This is a genomic window from Nocardia sp. NRRL S-836, from assembly GCF_001279525.1.
GTDB lineage: Bacteria > Actinomycetota > Actinomycetes > Mycobacteriales > Pseudonocardiaceae > Lentzea.
Window position 1 is genome coordinate 1 of record NZ_LGDY01000127.1, and the last position, 21062, is coordinate 21062.

Below are 21062 nucleotides of genomic sequence, written 5' to 3' on the forward strand. Positions count from 1 at the left end.
GTGGATGGGTTGGCCGGTGGTGGCGTCCCAGATGCGGGCGGTGTCGGTGCTGCCGGTGAGGATGCGGGTGTTGTCGGGGGACCAGGCCACGGAGTCGATGGCGTCTTCGTGTCCGGTTAGCTGGTGGATGGGTTGGCCGGTGGTGGCGTCCCAGATGCGGGCGGTGTTGTCGGTGCTGCCGGTGAGGATGCGGGTGTTGTCGGGGGACCAGGCCACTGCGTTGACCAGGCTCTGGTGCCCGGTTAGCTGGTGGATGGGTTGGCCTGTCGTGGCGTCCCAGATGCGGGCGGTGTTGTCGGCGCTGCCGGTGAGGATGCGAGTGTTGTCGGGGGACCAGGCCACGGAGTCGATGGCGTCTTCGTGTCCGGTTAGCTGGTGGATGGGTTGGCCTGTGGCGGCGTCCCAGATGCGGGCGGTGTCGTTGCTGCCGATGAGGATGCGGGTGTTGTCGGGGGACCAGGCCACTGCGTTGACCGCGGTTTCGTGTCCGGTTAGCTGGTGGATGGGTTGGCCTGTGGTGGCGTCCCAGATGCGGGCGGTGCTGTCGGCGCTGCCGGTGAGGATGCGGGTGTTGTCGGGGGACCACGCCACTGCGTTGACCATGCCCATGTACTGTGCAAAGTGTCTAAAATGCTGCTGTTCATCGCTCTCTGGAATAGGAGCGATCAAAAGGCCGACCCCAGTATTTGGGGCTGGCGTGCAGAACAACAGTTGAGTCCGGTACGTCCTTGTGCTGTTGAAGGCGACACCTTCGATGTGGCAGCGGCGGAGAATTGCCCCAACAGCGTTGGACCCACGCCACGACGACCTGGTGAGCAGCGACTCGTGAAATTCGGCGCCACTGGCCTCCGCATCAGTGAAGTCCGCCTCGGTGAGGTCTACGTGGTGGAACCGGGAACCTCGCAGGTCCGCTCCTGTCAAGGAGGCAGTGTTCATGCGGAGCTTGTCGGCCCGGCTCTCTTCTCCGAAGTGCCAGCCTGACAGCGCTGCTCCAGCGAGCTGCACCCCAACCAGCGACTGACAGGGGTAACCATGCCGCTGAGCGTGAAGTGCGTACGCGAGAGCAAGTTCGGACGCTTGCGGTCGATACCTGCGTCCTATCGTTTGCAGGGCAGCGAGCGGCTCGACCGGCTCAGCCGCGATCAGCTGACCGAGGAAGTCCAGCGTCTCAGGGCTCGGCACCGGCATCGCGACAGCCTCGATGTCGCGACCAGCACCGTTGATCTCGCAGAGGGTGCGGAACAGGTACCGCGCCAGGAAGTACTCGAAGAGTGAGCGGTGCGCGAACCTGAAGGTGTCGCCCTCACGCTTGAGGAATGTGGCCGTGCGGAAGTCCGCGGTCCAGAGGTCAGGAAGGTGCCCGCGGTAGTGCCGGAGGAGATCCGGACGCTGGTCGAGCGCACCCAACAGCCAGTCGTCCACCTCGGCGGGGCTCCACGCATTCTTGCCGGAACGCCACAGGCCGGCCGCGATCTCCTCCATCAACAGGCGTTTGTGATCGGGGGTCAGCGTGTGCTTACCGCTGTCGCGGGCGATCCAGCGGTCCACCACCTCGGCGTAGATGTCGACCGAGCGGAGCGTCCGGCCCTCCAGCTTGGCCGTCTCGATGAACTCCACCTGGTCGGCGATGAGCCGCAGCGTGATGGGTCGTTGGGAGAGTTCGGTCAGGTTGTGGACGGCGCCGATCGTCTCGAGGAAGCGGTCGACCCACTCGTCGTCCCGGCCGAGGTTGCCCTTCAGGTACTCGCGCACCTGCTCCGGCCGGAACGGGCGCATCAGCAGCGCCAGGTAGTCGTTGCCACGCAGCTTCCTGCGGGATTCGCCCGTGAAGAAGGTGACCTCGTCGCGGATGGTGCGGAAGTACTGCGTGCGACAGGTCAACAACATCTTGGACGGAGCGTCCGCGGGCAGCGCGCGCCACAGTTGACGGGTGAACAGCTGGCGGTCGTGTGGGCTCAGGTGGACGAGGACCTCGTCCAGGCCGTCGAACACGATCACCGCGCGTTGTTCGAGCTGGGACCGCACCACTGCCGCGTTGAGCCGTTCAGGAGGAACACCAGGGCGGCGGGTCGCGTCGAGGACGTTGTCCAGGATGCGGTCGAGCGTCATCGCGCCGTCGAGACCGGTGATGCGCACGTTCCGCAAGTCGAACAAGAGCGGCATCGGGAAGGACGCGTCGTTCTCGTGCAGTTCGAGCAGCCGCTGGGTGAAGAGTGTCGCGGTGGTGGTCTTGCCCATGCCCACGTCTCCGAGGAGTGCGCAAAGCCTGGGTGCCTCAGGTCTCCCGTCGATGGCCCACTCGACGAGACGGTCGATCGCGCGCAGCGGCGGGCCGACGGCGTGGCGGCTGCCGTCCAGCTGCGACTCTTGAAGGGTCGTCTCTTCCGCCTCGCCGTGTACATAGTGCCCGGTGAAGAGATGCACCTGCTCCGCGACGTGTTCCCGCAGAACGGTTTTGCTGTCGGCGACCCGGCCGCTGGGCTTGGCCGTCGAAACGGCGCCTTCGATCCGTTGCACCAGCACGTTGATGTAGTCGGTGCGCTGAGCGGAGGTTCGCAGCTGGTCCCATGGCTTGCCGAGATGGGTGATCTCGTGGCTCTTCAACGGGTGCAGGTCGACCGGCCCGTGCGGCAGGCCGCTCAGCGTGCAGGCCACGAGCTTGTGCCGCAGACCGAACACGTGCTGTCGTTCGGCCGACTCGGTCAGGTAGGCCGGGCTGACCAGGCTGACGCAGACGTCCGCTTGGGCGCTGTAGCGGCGCCGTGCCTCGGCGATGTCCTCACCCAGACCGGGTGACCGGGAGTCCGCTACTTCCCACGAGATCCCGTCGAGCGCTCCGAGCGCCGAGGTGAGCTGCTTGATCAGCGTGTGCGCGGAACGGGCGGCTGGCCCGTTCGTGGGGTGGAAGCTGACGTAGACGCGCCGACGCCGGGACTCGCCGAGCTCGGCGACTTCGGGCGCCACGGGACTGTCGACGCTGAGCTGTTCCGCGGCGTCCTCGGTGAACGCGACCAGACCCTTGTCAATCGGGTTGCCCGCGAACCACCCGTAGCGATGGTCAGGCGAGGTCTTGTGGGAGTCGAGCTCCAACTGCAGGTCGACGCCGGCTTCGACGGCGAGCTTGTTGACCTTGTTGCGGAAGTCGCGGAAGGCGTCCTGGGCACGGGTGTCGTCGCCGGTGAAGCCACCTTCGTCCAGGGCTGCGCGGAGCAAAAAGCGGTTGTTCTCGTTCACCAGGTCGCGGATCGTAGTCAGGCGCGCGGCCTGCATCGCCGTGAGCGACGACTGGAGTGCCTTGATCCGTTCGGTGATCTCGGAAGGCTGCAGGGGCGTCGTCACGCTGCGGTGTATCCGTTCTGGCCGAGGGCGCGCCGACGGATCTCGGCGGCGAGGTCGATGGCGAACTCCGCACGTCGTGGGCCTGTTGTGGCGCTGTAGCTCTTGCCCTCACGCGAGAACATGTTCAGTTCGGCCAGACCGCCGAAGTCGATCTCGGAGCCGAACGGCGGCAGGACGCCGAGCATCACCGGCAACGCGCCCTTGTCCGCCGCCGGACCCGCGAACCTGGGCAGCTCGTGCTTTCGGATGTACGGGCTGACGAGGTAGTGGGTGGAGGTCAGGAGCAGGCCGAAGTCGCACTCGTCGATCCGGTCGACGATCGCGGGCGTGAACTCCTCGCCGACCATCAGCCGGTCGTCGCCCCACCATTCGACCCTCAGGTCGGTGAAGAGCCGCAGTGCGGGGCGCAGGTCGTGCAGCAGAGCTTCCTTGTGCACCTTGTCGCGCCTGCACCAGCTCAGGAAGATCCGAACCGTTTGGATCGTCATGAGCTAACGGTAGCTCCGGATCACTCCGGATCAAACTCCGGATCGGAGTCAGCTATGGACAGCTCTAATATGACCTGGTCAGATGGGCCGCACATCATTCCAGGCCACGTGGGTCAGCCGCCCACGCAGGTGCCGAGAGCGTCACCGATCGCGGCCTTGGCCCCCACCACGCACGGCTCCTCAGCCTTCACCGACTGGTCCGCCAGCTGCTGCGCGCCCGCGATCGCGGCGTTCAGCAACCGCGCCCCGCTGCCGCTCTCCGCGGCCGCCTTCACCGACTCGTTCCTCGCCTCCTCCGTCGTGCACGAGATGTCCGTGCCGATGCCGTCGACGCGCGGCAGCCAGAGCGCCTTCTGGCCGGCCGGGCACGGCTGGACCTGCCAGTGGCCGGAGGGCACGGCGTCGGCGTGGGGAGTCGACAGTGCGGTGGCCGAGGCGACGGCGAGCGCTACGAGGAAACGTCCCATGGCGCGAACGTAACCCGTCTGACCTGCCCCGACAGGGGGAATCGTGGCCACGGTCGGGTGGGGAGCGCGCTACCCGGTGATGTCGGCTTCGACTGTGCAGCCCCGCAGCTCGCGGATCAACGCCGACGCGAGCACCCGGTGGACCGCAGGGTCGTCGTAGGTGAAGTCGCCGCCCCGCACGACGACCGGAGCCAGCGGGCCCGGCCGGTACAACGAACCGCGCACGCCGACGACCGGGCACTGGCGGACGCGCACCGCCACAACGCCTTTGCGCAACGATGGGCACAGGCGCCGCGAGATCGGCACGCACGGACGGCAGACGGGCGGCTCCGTCGACGCCATGCCTTCCGGCCACTGTGGCCAGTCGTCGCGGAAGTCGCGCAGCAGCCAGAGCACGCCGGACTCGTCCTGATCGGCCGGCTTGCCGCAAACCTGGCACAGCAACCGTTCCATCGCCCGCCGTTGCCGCAGCGGGTGGACCTTCGCGAACTCGGGACGGCCGTCACCCCGGCGCAACGCGGTCTGCCGCCACAGCACGCCGTGACCGTCGCGGTCGGTGAGGAGTTCGGACGCGTACCCGAGGCGGTCGTCCGGGAGGTCGACCAGCACGCACGGCAGGTCCTCTTCGCCACTCCAGGCGGTGACATACGGCGCGATCATCGGACTCGCAATCTCTAGAGAACCACGCGAGGCGCAGTCAAGCGTAGTTCCCTAGAGAACGCAAGTCAGTCGTTCGATGAGAAACGGTATTCGAGCAGGTATGCCGAGGAGTCGAGAGCCATCTCGTTGATCTCGACAGGGCGGCCGTCCGTGGTGCGGGCGGTGCGTGTGATCAGGATGATCGGCGTGCCCTGGGCGAGGGCGAGAGCTTCTCGCTCGGATTCGCGTGGCATGCGGACGCGGAGTTCTTCGGTGAAGCGCGTCGGCTCGGCACCCAGTTCGGCCAGCCGCGCGTAGGCGCCGCCCGAACCCGTGTCGATCCGCGTGATCGCGGTCCCTGCCACGAGCGGTTCCGGGAAGTAGGACGTCGCCAGCTGGACGGGCTTGTCCTCGACCACGTACCGGCGCCGCCGGACCACCACGCGTTCACCGTCGCCCAGGTTCAGCGCCTCGGCGATCATCGACGAAGGCTGCTCCACGTCGACGGTGACGTTCTCGGTGCGCGGCCGGGATCCGAGGTCTGCGTCCCAAATGGACTGACCTGCCCGCAACCGGTTCGGAGAGACGCGCCTGATCGGCTTGAACTCGCGCACGAAGGTTCCCGAGCCGCGCCGGGCGACGATCAGGCCCTCGTTCTTCAGCACTTCGAGGGCCTGCCGTGCGGTCGGGCGTTCGACGTCGTAGCGCGACATCAGGTCGTTCTCGCCGGGGACCCGGCTGCCGGGTGTCAACTCGCCGGAGTCGATGCGCTGCCGCAGTTCGTCGGCGATGTCGCGATATCCGACTCGTCCGTTGTCCGCCATGAGCCACCCCCTCGGCTGCACCAGGTTCCTTGTGCAGCCAAGTTACCCGGTGTCTTCAGAACGTCGGCAGCAGCTCGTTCAACCGCTCGTAGCTGCGCCCCGCGCCCTCCGACATCCCGGTCGCCAGCACCGCGTCCCGCGCCTCCTGCGACTCCAGCCGCATGGTCGCCGACATCGTCGTGCGGCCGTCCACCTCGGTGAACGTCGTCGTCACGACCACGGGCGGGTTGTCCTCGAAGTGCTCGGTGTGGACGATCCGCGACGGCGGGTCCAGTTCGAGGTACTCGCCGTGCATCTCGAAGGCCTCGGACCCGTCGGGCTGAGCCCAGCCGTAGCGCCACTTCCCGCCGGCCGTGAGGTCGATCTCGCAGATCGGCATCTCCCAGCCGTCGGGCCCGAGCAGCCACTGGCGGACCAGCGCGGGCGTGGTGAAAGCCTCCCACACCAACGCCGCGGGGGCGTCGAACTCGCGGGTCATGGTGATCTCGGTGGCGGACGGCGTGGTGACGACGGTGCCGTAGGTGGTGGTCATTCCTCGTTCTCCTTCATCTCGGTCAGCAGGGCGTCCAGGCGCGCGTAGCTCGCGTCCCAGAAGCGGCGGTAGTTCTCGGCCCACACGGCGACCTCCTTCAACGGTGTCGCGTCGAGCTGGCAGGGACGCCACTGGGCCTCCCTGCCGCGGGTGATCAGGCCGGCCTTCTCCAGCACGCGCAGGTGCTTGGAGATCGCCGGGCCGCTGATGTCGAACGGCTCGGAGAGCTCCTTCACCGTCGCGGGGCCCTCGGTGAGCCGCGCGAGGATCGCGCGGCGGGTCGGGTCCGCCAGTGCGGCGAAGGTGGCGCTCAGCTGGTCCATCGCGTACCTAACCAGTCGGTTATCTAACCTCTGGGTTAAGTACGCCACGCGGACGGGCCGCTGTCAAGCCCCAACCGCGTGACCCGCGGGCCTGGATAGCGCTTTCCGATGCGCAGATAACGGGTCGAAATGGCCCGGAAAGACCTGTTTCTGGTGGGCTCGGAATATTGCTGCTGCTGAACAGAGCAACTTCAAACAACGGCCTGGACAGCAGGTCAGAGGCCTCGCTACGTTCCCAACGCCGCAAGTTCGCCTCATTAAACGGGGTATTTCGAATGAGACCGAAAAGAACTGTTTCTGTTGTCCTGGGATTAGTGCTGGTTTCTTCCGCGTTCGTGTCGCCCGCGCAGGCGGCACCGAACGGGAGCGTGGCCAGCATCGCCAGGACGACCTCGGGTGACGTGCAGTCGGCCGCTGCCGCAGCGGACTACTGGACGCCGGAACGGATGAAGGCAGCGATCCCGGCGCAGGCACCGGCCACGGTGCAGGTGTCCAAGCCGCGTCAGCAGGGCAAGGCGGGCAGCATCGACGGAGTCGCACCGTCGGTCAAGTCCGATGTCGGGCAGGCGCAGGGGATCGGCATCCAGCTCAACGAAGCGCAGACGGTCGGCAAGGTGTTCTTCACCGACCCGGCCAGCGGCCTGAACTACGTGTGTTCGGGCGCGGTGGTGAACAGTGGCAAGAAGAAGCTGGTCTCGACGGCGGGGCACTGCGTGCACGGCGGTGCCGGTGGCCAGTGGATGCAGAACTGGGCCTTCGTGCCCCGCTACCGCGACGGCGCGCGCCCGTACGGCACCTGGGCCGCGTACCAGCTCGCCGCCCGCACCGCCTGGACGAGCTCCAGCAGCGGTGACGAGGACATGGGCATGGTGATCATGCAGACGCTCGGCGGCAACTCGATCGCCAACGTGGTCGGCGGCAACGGGTTGCGCTGGAACTGGGGCTACTCGGTGGCGGTGACGATCCTCGGCTACCCCGCGGGTCCGCCGTTCACCGGTGAGCTGCAGTACTTCTGCCAGGGCACGACCTGGAACGGCCACGCCCAGCAGGTGCGCGCCAACTGCAACATGACCGGCGGATCGAGCGGCGGTCCGTGGCTGCAGGAGTACAACGACCAGACCGGGCTCGGCTACGTCAACAGCGTCGTCAGCCACCGGCACACCGACCCGAACACCATGGACGGGCCGTACTTCGACAACGACATCAAGAGCCTCTACGACTTCGCGGAGTCGCTGTCCCCGTGACGTCGAATTCCCTTGGCCGGGCGCGGGATCGAAGAAACCGCGCCCGGCCTTCGGGCAACCCGGGAGTGACCGTGTTCCGTCCAAGGACCATGAGCAACCGACTTCTCCTCACCGGCGCCGGCCTCGCTCTCCTCCTCGCGGCCACCGGCTGCGGTGACCGGTCCGCCGCGGGCGGCAGCGGCGGGGGAGACCTGCGCGGCAAGGTGTTCGTCTCGACGTCCGTCACCGAGCAGGGCAAGCCGCGCGCCCTCGTGGAGGGCACGTCGGTGTCGCTGCGGTTCACCGACGACGGCCGGCTGATCGCCAACGCGGGCTGCAACATGATGCAGGGCCCGGTGTCGCTGGACGGCGGCACGCTGCGGGTCACCGACCTCAGCACGACGGCCATGGGCTGCCCGAAGCCGGAGCTGCACACGCAGGACGACTGGCTGTCGAAGCTGCTCGGCGCCGGTCCGTCGTGGCAGCTGAAGGACGCGAACCTGGTGGTCACCGGGCCGGACGCCGAGATCGTGCTCGCACCGGAGGCGCCCGCGCAGCTCGAAGGCGGCGAGTGGAAGGTCGACACGCTGATCTCCGCGGCCGCCGCCTCGTCGGTGCCCGGAGCAGTGCCCGCCACGCTCAGGTTCGCGGGCGGCAAGGTCGAGGTGTTCACCGGCTGCAACTCCGGCTCCGCGTCCTACCGGGTGGACGGGCGCACGATCACGTTCGAGCAGCTCGTGCACACCGACAAGGCGTGCGGGCCCGACGAGACGCTGGTGGAGAAGGCCGTGCTCGCGGCGCTGACGGGGCAGGTCACGTACAAGATCGACCGCAGCTCGCTCTCGCTGACCAACACGCAGGGTGACGGCGTGCAACTTAAGAAGTAGCTGTTGGCTTCCTGTCGAAATCATGAGGTTGTTCAAACCTGTACTAGTTTGGTTCGAAGTTGAACAGCTGAACGACAGGATCGGGGAGCAACAACCATGGTCAAGGACGTCACCGCGCTGATCGGGCGGATCGGCATCGGCATCGTCTTCATCGCGCACGGCTGGCAGAAGTTCGCCCAGTACGGGATGGACGGCACCGCCGCGAGCTTCGAGAAGATGGGCGTGCCGCTGCCCACCCTGTCCGCGTGGTTCGCCGCGGTCGTCGAGCTCGTCGGCGGCATCGCGCTCGTCGCCGGTGTCGCGCTGCCGATCGCCGGTGTCCTGCTCGCGGTCGACATGCTCGGCGCGTGGCTGATCGTCCACCTGCCCAACGGCCTGCTCGGCGAGGGCGGCTCCGAGCTCGTGATCGTCCTCGGTGCCGCGGCGCTCGCGCTGGGCTTCAACGGTGGCGCCTACGCGGTGGACCGCGTGCTGTTCAAGAACAACAGGGTGCTCAACCCAGCGGCAGCGTGACGCTGACCTTCTCGACGTCCCGGCGCGCGGCCAACCGGCCCGCGTCGGGATTCGTCACCTGCACGAGCGAACCACCGGCCGCCAGCACCGCGATGAACCCTTCCAGCACATCGGAAGGCGTGTTCCACTCCAGGGTGGACAGCACGCGCGGCTGGTCGCCCAGCGCCTCGGCGAGCTCGCGCGCCCGTGCCACCAGCTGGTCCACAGTGGACTCACCCAGCGCCGGGGCGGAACCGGCGACCGCGTCCCACGGCGTGAAGTCGTCGCCGTGCACGCGCACGTCGTCGTTGTAGTCGACCGCCGCGCCCGAGCCCAGGCCCATGGGGTGCAACGAGGCCACGGCCACCACGTCGGCGTCGGCGGTGCCACCCGGCGGCACCACGGCCACCTTCGCGCCGGCGCCGCCGGAGTCCGCGCCCATCACCACGTGCGCCCCGCACCACCAGGCACCCAGCAGCACGCCGGTGGTCTGCCAGTGCGCGGGCAGCAGCACCGCCACCCGGTCGCCCGGCTCGACGTCGTGCTCGTCGCGCAGCCAGTTCGCCGTCTTCGCGGCCCAGTTCGCCACGGTCGCCCGGGACAGCTCGACCCGCGTGCCCGCCGCGTCGTCGTAGTGCGTGATCAGCGGACGACCGGAGTCGGCCTTCAGCAGCGGCGCGAAGAGGATCTCGGTCACGCTCACGGATGAACTCCTAGTCGACGCAGGGCACAGAGGGTTGCTGCGCTGCCACGGCGCGGACGCCGTCCAGCGACAGCAGCTTCCCACCGCCGAAGCGCGCGGGCGTGCTCGGGGTGGTGCTGCCAGAAGGGGTCCCGGACGGGGTCGCCGAGGTGCTCGGCGGCACCGGCGTCAGCGTCTCGCCGATCAGCTGGCGCACCCACGCCTTCACGGCGTCGCGGTCCACCGTCACGACGCTCTGGCCGCGCTCGTTGCGCGCGTCGATGTTCGTGACCGGGATCGTGGCGAACTCCACGTTGCCCGACGCGAGGCCCTGCGCCTGCGTCGCGAGCGTCGCGAGGTCGAGCTTCTGGTCCACCACCACGGACTTCGACACCGCGTTCAGCAGGCCGTTCATCCTGGCCGGGTCGGTGAACGTGCCCGCGGACAGCAGCTGCTTCACCGCCTGCGACATGAACACCTGCTGCCGCGCGATGCGCCCCAGGTCACCGCCGGGCATGTTCCGCTGCCGCACGAACGACAACGCGTCACCACCGGAGACCACCTGCTCACCGGCGCGGAAGTTCGCGCCGGAGTTCGGGTCCGACGTGCCGGCCTTCAGGCACACCCGCACGCCGCCGATCACCTCGGTCAGCAGGTAGAAGCCGTAGAGGTTGATCTCGGCGTAGTGGTCGACGCGCATACCGGTCAGGTCCTGCACCGCCTGCACGAGCGCCTTGCGGCCCGCCTCGTCCGACTTGCGCTCCCGCTCGGCCTGGTCGCTCACGCCCTCGGCCTGCAACCGCTGTGCCGTCAGGTACTTCACCGCGCCGTACGCGGAGTTGATCTTGTCTTCGCGGTAGCCGGCGATCGGCACGTACGTGTCGCGGGGGATGGAGATCGCGCTCGCCTTGCCGCCGTTGCGCGGCACCCGCAGCACGATGATCGTGTCGGTGTTCACGCCGTCGGTGCTCTCGGTGCGCAGCTTGCGCAGCACGTCCGCGGGCAACGGGCGGCCCTGCGCGTCCGTCCGGCTGTCGCTGCCCACGAGCAGGATGTCGACGGCGCCGTCCTCGACCGGCGGCGAGTTCGGGATGTCCTCCAGGACCTCGAGGATCTGCGTGGTGTTGGTGTTCTGCTTGACCAGCCGCAGCGCCGTCCAGAAGTACCCGGAGAACACCAGCGTCGCCACCGCGACCAGCGCCACCGCCGTCCGGCCGGTGACCAGGGCGGCCTTCCTGGCCCGCGATGCAGCGCTCAACGGGTGTTCCTTCCAGTACGGGCTTCGAATGCACAGCGTAACCGTCGACCACCCGTACCGCCGGGATTTCCGGTCAGTTGACGCAGACGAGACCACCTGCGGTGATCCGCGGTGTGCTGCTCGTCGCACTCGACGGCGAGCCGGTCGCGTTCTGCGCCTCGACGTCGTTGCCGTCACCGTTCGCAACCGCGTGGTCGGTGCCGACGAACACGTGCACCTGTCCTCTTCGGACGGTGCTGTCCTCCTGGACGGTCACGTCCGGCCCGAGCTCGCTCGCGACCTTGCGCGCGGAGCCCTCCTCGCCGGGCGCGTAGCGCACCACCGTCGCGTCCTGCTGCTGGGCGGTGAACGCCTCGCCGCGGGTGAAGCCCTTGGCCGCCAACGCGGTCAGCACCTCGTTGGCGAGGCCCTGGCGGTTCGCCGCGTTGTGCACCTGCACGGTGATCGAGGAGTTCGGCGGCGCGGGCAGCGTGGTCGTCGGCGTGGCCGGGCCGCTGCTCGCCGTCCGGTCGCTCGCGAGGCCGGTGATGAAGTCCTTGACCTGCTTGGGGTTCACCGGCAGCACGTTGCCGTCGCCGTAGGTGTCCATCGGGTCACCCACCGGAATCGTGCGGAACTCGATGTTGCCGCCGACCAGGCCCTGCATCTGCTCGGCGAACGTCGTGATGTCCCAGCCGTCGCTGAGGATCACCGACTTCTGGATGGCCGAGATGAGCCCGGAGAGCTTGCCGGGGTCGGTCAGCGTGCCGGTGGACAGCACCTTCTTCGCGAGCGCGCCGATGAACACCTGCTGGCGCACGATCCGGTCCAGGTCGCCGCCGGGCAGGTTCTTGCGCTGCCGCACGAACGACAGCGCCGCGCGGCCCTCGATCAGCTGCGGGCCCGCCGCGAAGTCGGCGCCGGAGTCGCTGTCGGAGGTCGGCTCCCTCAGGCACACCTCGACGCCGCCGATGGCCTTGGTGACCTCGTAGAAGCTCGCCAGGTTGACCTCGGCGTACCGGTCGATGCGCACCGACCCGCCGGTCATGCCCTCGATGGTCCTGATCAACGTCTTGCGGCCGGCGGCCATCGACTCGTCGCGGATCTGCTTCTCGTCGGACATGCCCTTGGCGCGCAGCTCCTGGTCGACCGTGTTGCGCTGGCGGGCGAACGCCGAGTTGAGCTTGTGCTTGCCGAACCCGTCGGCCATCTCCACGTACGCGTCGCGCGGGAAGGAGATCGCCACCGCCCGCGTGCCGTCGACCGGGATGTGCACCAGGATCATGGTGTCGGTGTTCTGCTCGCCGTCGGCGTAGCCGCCGTTGAGCAGGGCCAAAGCTTCCTGCGACAGCGGGTTGCCCTGCGCGTCCGTGCGGCTGTCCATGCCGACCAGCAGGATGTCGATGGCGCCGTCGAGCGGCTTGCGCCCGGCGTCCTTCGCGATCTCCTGGTCGATCACGTCGGTCTTCGCGATGCCGTCGTTGGCGTTGTTGTACTGCGCCCAGCCCACCGACGTGACGAGCAGCACACCCGCGGACACGAGTGCGACGAAAACGCGCCCCGTGATCAGGAATGCGCGGAAAGCGGCTGACGGCCGGGCAGCCGTGACCCGCGCCGGCAGACTTCTGCCTTCCACTGCTGGTTCCTCCCCCACCACATGAAGTTTAGTCGTTTATAAGACACACGACGTGACATTGCTGTGGGTTGCACCGATGGACCACATGACAGACTGCAAGTGGTGGAACGCCACGGGAGGAAACTGAGCATGCGCGTACTGGTGACTGGTGGGGCCGGGTTCATCGGCTCGCACTACGTGCGGGAGTTGGTGAGCGGCTCGTACCCGGCCTTCGCGGGTGCCGACGTGGTGGTGCTGGACAAGCTCACCTACGCGGGCAGTGAGACGAACCTCGCACCGGTCGCGGGCGGTTTCGAGTTCGTCCGCGGCGACATCTGCGACCCGGCCGTCGTCGCCGAGCAGATGCGCGGTGTCGACGTGGTCGTCCACTTCGCCGCCGAATCGCACGTGGACCGCTCCATCACCGGGTCAGCGGACTTCGTGCTGACGAACGTCCTCGGCACGCAGACCCTGTTGCAGGGCGCGCTGAACGCCGGTGTGGGCCGGTTCGTGCACGTGTCGACCGACGAGGTCTACGGCTCGATCGAGTCCGGTTCGTGGGACGAGTCGCACGCTTTGGAGCCGAACTCTCCGTACTCGGCCTCGAAGGCCTCCTCCGACCTGCTGGCGCGGGCGTTCCACCGCACGCACGGACTGCCGGTCAGCATCACCCGGTGTTCGAACAACTACGGGCCGTACCAGTTCCCGGAGAAGGTCATCCCGCTGTTCGTCACGAACCTGATCGACGGCAAGAAGGTGCCGCTCTACGGCGACGGCCTGAACGTGCGCGACTGGCTGCACGTCGACGACCACTGCCGTGGCATCCAGCTCGTCGCCGAGGCGGGCCGGCCGGGCGAGATCTACAACATCGGCGGCGGCACCGAGCTCACCAACCGCGAGCTCACCGAGCGCCTCCTCGCGGCCACCGGGCGTGACTGGTCGTTCGTCGAGCCCGTCGAGGACCGCAAGGGCCACGACCGGCGCTACTCCGTCGACATCTCCAAGATCGCCGCGGAGCTGGGGTACAAGCCGCGGGTCGACTTCACGACCGGGCTCGCGGACACCGTCGAGTGGTACCGCTCGAACCGCGCCTGGTGGGAGCCGCTCAAGGAGCGCGCGGCGCTGGCGAAGGGCTGAGCGGTCGTGATCCTCGTTCCCGGTGGCCGCGGTCAGCTCGGCCACGACCTCGCTCTGCTCTCTCCCGACGTGCGCGCGGTGTCGTCGGCCGAACTCGACGTGACCGCGGTGACCGCCGACGACGTCCGCGGCTGCACGGCGGTGATCAACTGTGCCGCGTACACCGCCGTCGACGCGGCCGAGACCGATGAGGACCGCGCGTTCGAGGTGAACGCCGTCGGTGCCGGGCGGCTGGCGCGGGCGTGTGCTTCCCTTGACATCCCGTTGATCCACGTGTCGACGGACTACGTCTTCCCCGGTGACGCCACGCGTCCGTACGAGCCCTCCGACGACGTCGGCCCGAAATCCGCTTATGGGCGAACCAAGCTCGAAGGCGAACGCCGGGTGCTCGAAGAGGGCGGCTGGGTCGTGCGCACCGCGTGGGTCTACGGCGCACACGGCTCGAACTTCGTGAAGACCATGGCGGCACTGGAGTCCACGCGTCCCACACTGTCCGTTGTGGACGATCAGCGCGGCACGCCGACGTGGGCGCGCGACCTGGCCGCCGGGCTGCTCGAAGTGGCCGCGTCGCTGCCGCCCACCCGGCTGCTGCACGCGACCGGCGGCGGTGAGACGACGTGGTTCGGTTTCGCCCAGGCGATCTTCGAGGAGCTGGGCGCCGATCCCGCGCGCGTCACGCCGTGCACCACCGCCGACTTCCCGCGCCCGGCGCCCCGGCCCGCCTACTCGGTGCTGTCGGGTGCGGAGTGGGCGGAAGCGGGACTGAGCCCGTTGCCGCACTGGCGCAGCGCCCTTTCGGAGGCCTTCCGGGCAGGTGTGGTCGCTCCCCGTACCTGAGCTGGTCCATTGGGGTGACCGGGGTGGCACGGCTGTGGGTGATGAGGGAGCCTGTTCGGCATGTTCGATTCCGGGCGCGACCCCCAGCGTCCCGCGACAACGGATTCCGACAGGCAGCGTTTCCTGCGCTGCGTTGCCGTGGTGACGGGCTCGCGACAGGTGTCGCTGGGCCAACTCGACAAGCAGCCACCTCGTCCGCATTCGCGGTGACGTGGAAAAGGTGGTGGGGCGTCAGGGTTTCCTGACACCCCACCGCGCCTCAGGCCCTGCTGCGCCGGTACGCCCCGAGCGTCAGCTCCGCACACCGCCGCCACGTGAACCCCGCCGCGTGCGTGCGCCGTTCCGCCTGGGCGGCCGGGGTCGCCGGTGCCGCGACGGCCTGCGCCAGCCCGGCCGCCAGCGCGTCGACGTCACCGACCGGCACGTGCAGGGCGTGCCCGCCGGCCACCTCGCGCAACGCGGGCACGTCCGAGCAGACCACCGGAACGTTGCACGCCAACGCTTCCAGCACCGGCAGGCCGAAGCCCTCGTCCCGGGACGGCAGCACCAGCGCGGTCGCGCCGGCCACCACCGAACGCAGGTGCACGTCCGACAGGTACCCGGTCCGCAGCACGCGACCGTCCACACCGGACCGACCCGGCCCGACGATCACCAGCGGCGGCAGCGACGGGTCGGACGCGTGCGCCTTCACCAGGTACTCCAGGCCCTTGCGCGGCCCGTCCGCACCCACGAACAGCAGGTACTCCGACGGCAGCCCGAGCCGGCCGCGCAGCGTCGCGGACGGCGGCCGGGAGGCGAACCACGCCGGGTCGACGCCCAGCGGTGTCACGACGATCTTGTCCAGCGGCACCGCGAACCGGTCCGCCACCACGGTGGCGACGGCGGCGGTCGGCGTGCAGATCACGTCCGCCCGCTGCGCCGACAACCGCACCAGCTCCGGCAGCCGCGCGTCGGACGGCGGCAGGTCGCCGGGGCTGTCCAGGAACGCCAGGTCGTGGATCGTGACGACCTTGCCGGCCCGGATCGTCGGCGGCAGCACGAAGTTCGTGGCGTGCATGACGTCGGAGAAGCCGGTCAGCAGCTCCACCGGCGGGAACGGCGCGCGCAGCCACAGCCCGCGCAGCGCCCGTGCCGCGACGGGCAGGCCGCGGGCGGTGACGTCGTGCGGCAGCACCGTCCGCAACGCGCGCCAGCCGCGCAGGGTGAACGCGACCGCCCGCACATCGGCCTCGTCCGGCATCGACGCCAGCTCTTCGGCCAGAGCCGCCGTGTAGCGGCCGATTCCCGTGCGGTGTCCGAGCAGGGGGGTGCCGTCGAGCAGCACCGAAAGGGGTTTACGAGCCATCAGCTACCGCCACGCGCGATCTTGCGCAGACGCCCCGTCGCCCGCTTGGCCAACTCGGACGGGCCACCCGCGTCGAGGTACTCGCGCACCAGCCGCAGGTCCCGCTTCACCTTGTCCGCCTTGCTCAGCTCCGGTGTGCGCACCAGCGGCGCCGAGCCGGGCAGACGGTCCGCGGCGGGCCTGGGGTTGCGGCAGAACTCGGCCAGCGGCGCGAGTGCCGTCTCCCAGGTGAACCGCTCACGGACGACGGCGATGCGCTCACGGCACGCGGCCGCGAACTCCTCGTCGTAGAGCACCTTCTCCAGTGCGTCGGCCAGCGCCTCCGGGTCCTCCGGTGGCACCACGACGCCCAAACCCTCCCGTGCCACCAGGTCCGCGAACGAGTCGCCGGACGTGGTGACGATCGGCAGCCCCGACCACAGGTAGTCGAGCACCCGCGTGCGGAACGCGAACGTGGTCTCCACGTGTTCGTAGTGCGTGGTGACACCGCAGTCCGCGTCGAGCAGCCAGTTCTGCCGCTCGGTGTAGGGCACCCAGCCGTCGTTGAAGAACACGTGCTCGCCGGTCAGCCCCAACGACGCGGCGAGGCCGCGCGTCTGACCGGCGATGTCCATGTCCGGCACCTCGGGGTTCGGGTGCTTCATGCCCAGGAAGTACAGCTTGGCCGACGACCGCCGCTTGCGCAGGTGGTCCATGGCCTCGATCAACGTCAGCGGGTCGAACCAGCTGTAGACGCCACCGGCCCAGATCACGACCTTGTCCGCGTCGCTCACGCCCGGCACCACGCCCTTGATCGCCGGTGCGGTGCGCTGCGGCGGCTTGCCCGACAGTCCGAAGGGGACGATGCCGAGCAGCGATGTGGTCGTGGGGTCGTTGTCGTACAACGTGGGCGTGAGCCGGCCGAGCGAGGCCAGGTGGCCGAGCCAGAAGTGCCGCTGGCGTTCCGACGCGCACAGGAAGAAGTCGCCGCGTTCGAGCTGGGTGTTCAGCACCCGCGTGACCGTCTTCAGGTCCAGCGCGCGCTTCTCGTCCGTGTCGTCCTTGCCCTGTTCGAGCAGCTCCAGGTGCATCGGGTCGTACATGTCGCAGACCACGATCTTGGTCGAGGACTTGCGCTTCAGCTCCTGCACCATCTCCAGCGCGTGGCCCTGCAACACGATCACGTCCGCCCACGCCACGTGCGGCGGCAGCTCCTTGGGCCGCGCGCGCTCGACGGCGAACGGCGCGTCCGGCGGCGCGCACAGCGGGTTCGTCGTCACCAGCCGCACCTGGTGCTCGCCGGACAGCACGTCGGCCATGTGCCACGCCCGGATCGCCGGGCCCGCCATCCGGTCGGAGATCGCGTCACCGGTGATCACCAGGATCTTGCGCGGCTTGCCGAACACGTCGTCCAAGCCTAGGACGTCGACCAGGATGTCGTGGGCGGCGAGGTAGCGCGGCAACGGGTACGCGGGCTCCAGGGCCTTGCGCATCAACGGGACCAGGTCGGTGTCCGAGAGCCGGCGGCCGGCCTGCTCGACCTTCCGCGACTCGGCCAGCGACGGCATCATCTCGACGAACTGGTCGATCGCGAGGAACCCGGCGAGCGCCTGCCGCTGCACCGCGACCGGTTCGCGGTCGAGCGCCGGGTCCGCCGGCCTGCGGGTGATCTCCAGCTGCGTCGGGTCGAGCTCACCGCGCGCGGTCGCCCTGCGCACGCACAGCGCCAGCGCCGCGGGCAGCACCTTCGCGAGCGTCTCGTCGGAGAAGTTCTTGTACAGCGCCGCGAGCGCGTTGCGCTCCAGCAGGTACAGCTCGCGGCTGTGGTCGATCGAGCTCATCGACGCGTGGTGGCGGTGGAACGTGAGCGACGCCGGCTCGTAGCGCACCCGCCAGCCGCGCAGGTTCATCCGCCAGCCGAGGTCGACGTCCTCGTAGAACATGAAGAACCGCTCGTCGAACCCGCCGAGCTCGCGGTACAGCTCCGCACGCACGAACAACGCCGACCCGGTGCCGAACAGCACGTCCTGCGGCCCGTCGTGGCTGCCGTCGTCCGGCTGCCCGGCGTGCCGCTTGTAGCCCATGCCGAACCAGGTCAGCCCGCCGTCGACGAAGTCGATGTTCACGCCGTCCCAGTCGAGCACCTTGCTCGCGACCGCGCCGACCGCGGGTTCGGCGTGGAAGACCTTGATCGCTGCCTTGACCCAGTTCCGGTCCGCGCGCGCGTCGTTGTTCAGGAACGCCAGCACACTGCCGGTGGCGTGCTCGACGCCGAGGTTGCAGCCGCCCGCGAACCCGAGGTTCTCCTGCGAGGTGACGATCCGGGCCGACGGCAGCTCCCTGGTCAGCCGCGCGGTGTCGTGCGCCTCGTTGTCGACCACCACGACCTGCAGCAGCTCGGCCGGGTAGTCGAGCTCGGCGAGGCCGCGGACGCAGGTGATGGTGTCGTCCGCACCCCGGTAGTTGACGATGACAACCGACACGACGGGCAGAGAGGCTCGATCCACGCGCTAAGCCTGCCTCATCACTCTGCGCGCCCGCAGGCTGGTCGCACAGATCAGCAGGACGAAGATCGCGATCGGTACGCCGAACACCCACTCCGCCGACCAGTCGTTGCGGTCGGCGAGCAACGGCCGCATCCACTCGTGCCGCAACACCGCCACCGGCCCCGGCGGCACCCGCTTGTCGGCCTCACCCTGCACGACGACCGTGAGCACCGCCCCGTCCAGGCACCGCACCCGGTGCGCGTACGCGGGCGTGTCCGTCCCCGTGACCTCGTCGACCCGCTCGACCACACACGTCTCCCGGTGCGCGACGAGGTCCATCAACGCCCGGTGCCCGTCACCGACCAGCACCGCCGTGCCCGGCACCAGCACCATCAACGCCGGGAGCACCAGCCACGGGTCGCTCAACCTGCCGACCCCCCACGCGAACGCGCACGCCAGCAGGCACCCCGGCACCATCACCGCGAGCCGGTGCTCGTCGGGCACGACCGCGCCCAGCACGACGGCGGCGGCGATGCCGAGCACGCCGGAGACGATCAACGGGACGGGTCGGTTCACAGGCTTCTTCTCACGGCTTTCACGGTTTCACGGGTTTCACGGCTTTCGGCGCAGGGTTCTCGCGGGTTCTCACGGCTTTCGGCGCAGGGCTTTGGCCAGTGACACGAGGGCGATCATCGTCAGGGGGACGCTTGTGACCAGCCAGAGGTTCCATCCGGTCGGTTCGGCGAACACCGGCCGAGCCGGCGGCCCCACCCTGACCTCGGCCTGCGCGGTGCGCAGCCGGTCCGGCCAGTCACGACTCAGCTCGACCACGCCACTCGGGCACGCCAGCACGTAGTCGACCGACGGGTACTTGCTCCGCGGGCGCTCCACGGCCTTCGTGACCGTGCACTGCTCCGTGTGGCCGATCTCGTTCATCAGCACGCTGTGCCCGCCGAACGTAAGGACGAACGGCGCCGCCAGCCCGACGGCGAACGCGGGCAGCGCGACCACCTTCCGCTCCGCCACGCCGCTGACGCCGAGCGCGAACGCGAGTCCGCCGAGGAGGGCGGCGAGGAGGAAGCCGACGTTCACGGTGATGCCGAGGGCGGCGCCGACGACGACGGTGGTCGCGCCTGCTGCGGTCAGGCGCCCGGCGAGGCGTTTTTGGGCGGTGTCGAGGGCGTGCAGGTAGTGCGGGGCCTCGGGGTCGAGGGTGAGGCTGGGGTTGTGGGTCGGGTTGGGGTTGTGAGCCTGGCTGGGGTTGTGGGTCGGGTTGGGGTTGTGGGCGGGGTTGGGGTCGCGCCTTTGGGTGGTCTTCGCGCGGACCGGTCTGCGTTTGCGTCTACCCGGCATGAATTGTCAGACCCCTTTGCGACGATGGGAGTGGGGGCCGAAACACCCCCAGCGGGGGCGCTAGGCGGGATCGATTCAGGTCAGCAGGCCGAGTTGGTGGGCTCGGGTCGGCTGGCCCAGGTCAGTCGGCTCAGTTCGGTTGTGGCAGGCAGACAGGTCGCGCCTGTCCATCGAGCCGACACCGCTGGCCGAGCCCGTCTGCCAGCCTGCAAAGCCCCAGGTCGTCGACCCAGGCCAGTCGGCCCAGCTCAGCGCCCCGACCAGGCGCGCCACACCGCCTGCCGCGACACGGTCGACCGGCCACCGATCCGCACCCGCTGCCACAGCGTCGCCGGCAACCTCAGCACCACCTCCGCCAGCACCTGGACGCGCAACCCCACCCGGAAGTTGGCCGCCTCCGGCACTCCCCTCCGGCGGAACGGCAGCAAAGCCGTGATCGCGGCGAACCGGCCCAGCTCGCGCGCCGCCACCACCCCCGGCGCGCACCGCAGCAGCATCAGCAGGCGGTTGCGTTCGTTCCAGCGGTGGAACAGGCGCGAGCCCAGCCGCGTGGAGGCGCCGTGGCGGTGGCGCACCCGTGCCGGGTCGACCGAGATCACCCGGTGCCCGGCCAGGCGCAGCCGCCAGGCCGTGTCGGTGTCCTCGTAGTAGCAGAAGAAGCTCGCCGGCACCCCGCCCGCGGCGCGCAGTGCGTCGGTGCGCAGCAGGGCTGCCCCGCCGCAGAAGCCGAACACCTCGCGGCCGGCGAGCACGACGTCCTTGCCGTGGCCGTCGGCGGTCAGTGCGACGCCCACGGACTGCGTGGAGCCGTCGGTCAGCAGGATCGACGAGGTCGCGGCGGCCGCGGCGGGGTCGGTCCGCAGGGCGTTCTCCAGTTCGGCGAGCCACGACGGGTCCGGGACCGCGTCGTCGTTCAGCCAGGCGACGTACCGGGTGTCGACCATCGCCAGGACCGCCGCCAGGCCGCCGGCGTAGCCGCGGTTCGCGGGCAGTCGCACGACCTCGTGTCCGCTGATCAGGGCGGCGGTGCCGTCGTCGGAGGCGTTGTCGACGATGATCGTCCTGTGTGGACTCTTCTGGGCGGAGAGGGCGTCCAGGCACGCCGTGATGTGGTCACGGCCGCGCCACGTCACGACCACCACGGTGCTGAGCGGCGACACGGCGTGAGACGGTACGC

The 21062-nt window shown here is 69.2% G+C and carries 20 protein-coding genes; 5 read left to right on the plus strand and 15 right to left on the minus strand.

Annotation, left to right across the window (positions count from 1 at the left end):
- The 7 genes from ADL03_RS35175 to ADL03_RS35205 form a co-directional block, all read right to left on the minus strand.
- Window positions 1–3339 (minus strand): pentapeptide repeat-containing protein (locus ADL03_RS35175; protein ID WP_053737934.1); only part of this gene is annotated, 3339 nt, incomplete at its 3' end.
- Window positions 3336–3827: a TIR domain-containing protein gene (locus tag ADL03_RS35180; protein WP_053737935.1), complete on the minus strand. Its 492-nt coding sequence runs from the start codon at window positions 3825–3827 to the stop codon at window positions 3336–3338. The genes ADL03_RS35175 and ADL03_RS35180, both read right to left, overlap by 4 nt.
- Window positions 3828–3940: 113 nt before the next feature.
- The gene (locus ADL03_RS35185; RefSeq protein WP_053737936.1) at window positions 3941–4294 is read right to left on the minus strand and encodes a hypothetical protein; all 354 of its coding nucleotides are present in this window, start codon (window positions 4292–4294) and stop codon (window positions 3941–3943) included.
- A gap of 69 nt (window positions 4295–4363) precedes the next feature.
- Window positions 4364–4954 (minus strand): hypothetical protein, encoded by a 591-nt coding sequence (locus tag ADL03_RS35190; RefSeq protein ID WP_063798817.1) that lies wholly within the window; start codon window positions 4952–4954, stop codon window positions 4364–4366.
- A 65-nt stretch (window positions 4955–5019) separates the two neighbouring features.
- Window positions 5020–5757 carry a GntR family transcriptional regulator gene (locus ADL03_RS35195; protein WP_053737937.1) on the minus strand — a complete coding sequence of 246 codons (738 nt, stop codon included), beginning with the start codon at window positions 5755–5757 and terminating at the stop codon, window positions 5020–5022.
- A 55-nt stretch (window positions 5758–5812) separates the two neighbouring features.
- A complete protein-coding gene (locus ADL03_RS35200; RefSeq protein ID WP_053737938.1) occupies window positions 5813–6289 on the minus strand; it encodes an SRPBCC family protein in 477 nt (158 codons plus the stop codon).
- Complete coding sequence (locus tag ADL03_RS35205) at window positions 6286–6612, minus strand: helix-turn-helix transcriptional regulator (RefSeq protein ID WP_157529580.1); 327 nt, start codon at window positions 6610–6612, stop codon at window positions 6286–6288. Before ADL03_RS35205 ends, ADL03_RS35200 begins: the two co-directional genes overlap by 4 nt.
- 314 nt (window positions 6613–6926) lie before the next feature.
- Here ADL03_RS35205 and ADL03_RS35210 point away from each other — a divergent pair, with 314 nt between their 5' ends.
- The 3 genes from ADL03_RS35210 (at window position 6927) to ADL03_RS35220 (ending at window position 9235) form a co-directional block, all read left to right on the plus strand.
- Window positions 6927–7856 carry a serine protease gene (locus ADL03_RS35210; protein ID WP_157529581.1) on the plus strand — a complete coding sequence of 310 codons (930 nt, stop codon included), beginning with the start codon at window positions 6927–6929 and terminating at the stop codon, window positions 7854–7856.
- Window positions 7857–7945: 89 nt separating this feature from the next.
- Window positions 7946–8722 (plus strand): META domain-containing protein, encoded by a 777-nt coding sequence (locus ADL03_RS35215; RefSeq protein ID WP_053737939.1) that lies wholly within the window; start codon window positions 7946–7948, stop codon window positions 8720–8722.
- 96 nt (window positions 8723–8818) lie between these two features.
- Window positions 8819–9235 (plus strand): DoxX family protein, encoded by a 417-nt coding sequence (locus tag ADL03_RS35220; protein WP_053737940.1) that lies wholly within the window; start codon window positions 8819–8821, stop codon window positions 9233–9235.
- On the opposite strand, the gene ADL03_RS35225 is transcribed toward ADL03_RS35220, so the two are convergent.
- The 3 genes from ADL03_RS35225 to ADL03_RS35235 all read right to left on the minus strand — a co-directional run bounded on the left by ADL03_RS35225 (window position 9216) and on the right by ADL03_RS35235 (window position 12673).
- Window positions 9216–9917, minus strand: a complete 702-nt coding sequence (locus ADL03_RS35225; protein WP_053737941.1) for a TIGR03089 family protein — start codon at window positions 9915–9917, stop codon at window positions 9216–9218. The genes ADL03_RS35220 and ADL03_RS35225 overlap by 20 nt on opposite strands.
- 10 nt (window positions 9918–9927) lie before the next feature.
- Window positions 9928–11154 (minus strand): LCP family protein, encoded by a 1227-nt coding sequence (locus ADL03_RS35230; RefSeq protein WP_053737942.1) that lies wholly within the window; start codon window positions 11152–11154, stop codon window positions 9928–9930.
- Between the two features lie 73 nt (window positions 11155–11227).
- A complete protein-coding gene (locus ADL03_RS35235; RefSeq protein ID WP_197288919.1) occupies window positions 11228–12673 on the minus strand; it encodes an LCP family protein in 1446 nt (481 codons plus the stop codon).
- A gap of 225 nt (window positions 12674–12898) precedes the next feature.
- On the opposite strand from ADL03_RS35235, the gene rfbB reads away from it, so the two are divergent.
- Together rfbB and rfbD are read left to right on the plus strand one after the other, a co-directional pair.
- The gene (gene rfbB, locus ADL03_RS35240; RefSeq protein WP_053737943.1) at window positions 12899–13885 is read left to right on the plus strand and encodes a dTDP-glucose 4,6-dehydratase; all 987 of its coding nucleotides are present in this window, start codon (window positions 12899–12901) and stop codon (window positions 13883–13885) included.
- Window positions 13886–13891: 6 nt separating this feature from the next.
- Window positions 13892–14722 (plus strand): dTDP-4-dehydrorhamnose reductase, encoded by an 831-nt coding sequence (gene rfbD / locus ADL03_RS35245; protein ID WP_053737944.1) that lies wholly within the window; start codon window positions 13892–13894, stop codon window positions 14720–14722.
- A 259-nt stretch (window positions 14723–14981) separates the two neighbouring features.
- On the opposite strand, the gene ADL03_RS35250 is transcribed toward rfbD, so the two are convergent.
- The 5 genes from ADL03_RS35250 to ADL03_RS35275 form a co-directional block, all read right to left on the minus strand.
- Window positions 14982–16067, minus strand: coding sequence for a glycosyltransferase family 1 protein (locus ADL03_RS35250; RefSeq protein WP_197288920.1), 1086 nt, complete (start codon window positions 16065–16067; stop codon window positions 14982–14984).
- On the minus strand, window positions 16067–18553 hold the full coding sequence (locus ADL03_RS35255) for a glycosyltransferase (RefSeq protein ID WP_197288921.1): 2487 nt from the start codon (window positions 18551–18553) through the stop codon (window positions 16067–16069). The genes ADL03_RS35250 and ADL03_RS35255 overlap by 1 nt, the downstream gene beginning before the upstream one ends.
- Window positions 18554–18556: 3 nt before the next feature.
- Window positions 18557–19108 carry a hypothetical protein gene (locus tag ADL03_RS35260; protein WP_053737946.1) on the minus strand — a complete coding sequence of 184 codons (552 nt, stop codon included), beginning with the start codon at window positions 19106–19108 and terminating at the stop codon, window positions 18557–18559.
- Window positions 19109–19177: 69 nt separating this feature from the next.
- On the minus strand, window positions 19178–19885 hold the full coding sequence (locus ADL03_RS35265) for a hypothetical protein (RefSeq protein ID WP_053737947.1): 708 nt from the start codon (window positions 19883–19885) through the stop codon (window positions 19178–19180).
- Window positions 19886–20133: 248 nt separating this feature from the next.
- Window positions 20134–21045 (minus strand): glycosyltransferase family 2 protein, encoded by a 912-nt coding sequence (locus ADL03_RS35275; protein WP_197288922.1) that lies wholly within the window; start codon window positions 21043–21045, stop codon window positions 20134–20136.
- Window positions 21046–21062 lie beyond the last annotated feature (17 nt).

Bases quoted from the DNA above. Each gene is read 5' to 3' on its own strand.
- ADL03_RS35220 (WP_053737940.1), top strand. From the start codon at position 8,819: ATGGTCAAGGACGTCACCGCGCTGATCGGGCGGATCGGCATCGGCATC.
- ADL03_RS35200 (WP_053737938.1), bottom strand. From the start codon at position 6,289: ATGACCACCACCTACGGCACCGTCGTCACCACGCCGTCCGCCACCGAG.
- ADL03_RS35180 (WP_053737935.1), bottom strand. From the start codon at position 3,827: ATGACGATCCAAACGGTTCGGATCTTCCTGAGCTGGTGCAGGCGCGAC.
- ADL03_RS35215 (WP_053737939.1), top strand. From the start codon at position 7,946: ATGAGCAACCGACTTCTCCTCACCGGCGCCGGCCTCGCTCTCCTCCTC.
- ADL03_RS35185 (WP_053737936.1), bottom strand. From the start codon at position 4,294: ATGGGACGTTTCCTCGTAGCGCTCGCCGTCGCCTCGGCCACCGCACTG.
- rfbB (WP_053737943.1), top strand. From the start codon at position 12,899: ATGCGCGTACTGGTGACTGGTGGGGCCGGGTTCATCGGCTCGCACTAC.
- ADL03_RS35265 (WP_053737947.1), bottom strand. From the start codon at position 19,885: ATGCCGGGTAGACGCAAACGCAGACCGGTCCGCGCGAAGACCACCCAA.
- ADL03_RS35250 (WP_197288920.1), bottom strand. From the start codon at position 16,067: ATGGCTCGTAAACCCCTTTCGGTGCTGCTCGACGGCACCCCCCTGCTC.
- ADL03_RS35190 (WP_063798817.1), bottom strand. From the start codon at position 4,954: ATGATCGCGCCGTATGTCACCGCCTGGAGTGGCGAAGAGGACCTGCCG.
- ADL03_RS35195 (WP_053737937.1), bottom strand. From the start codon at position 5,757: ATGGCGGACAACGGACGAGTCGGATATCGCGACATCGCCGACGAACTG.
- ADL03_RS35205 (WP_157529580.1), bottom strand. From the start codon at position 6,612: ATGGACCAGCTGAGCGCCACCTTCGCCGCACTGGCGGACCCGACCCGC.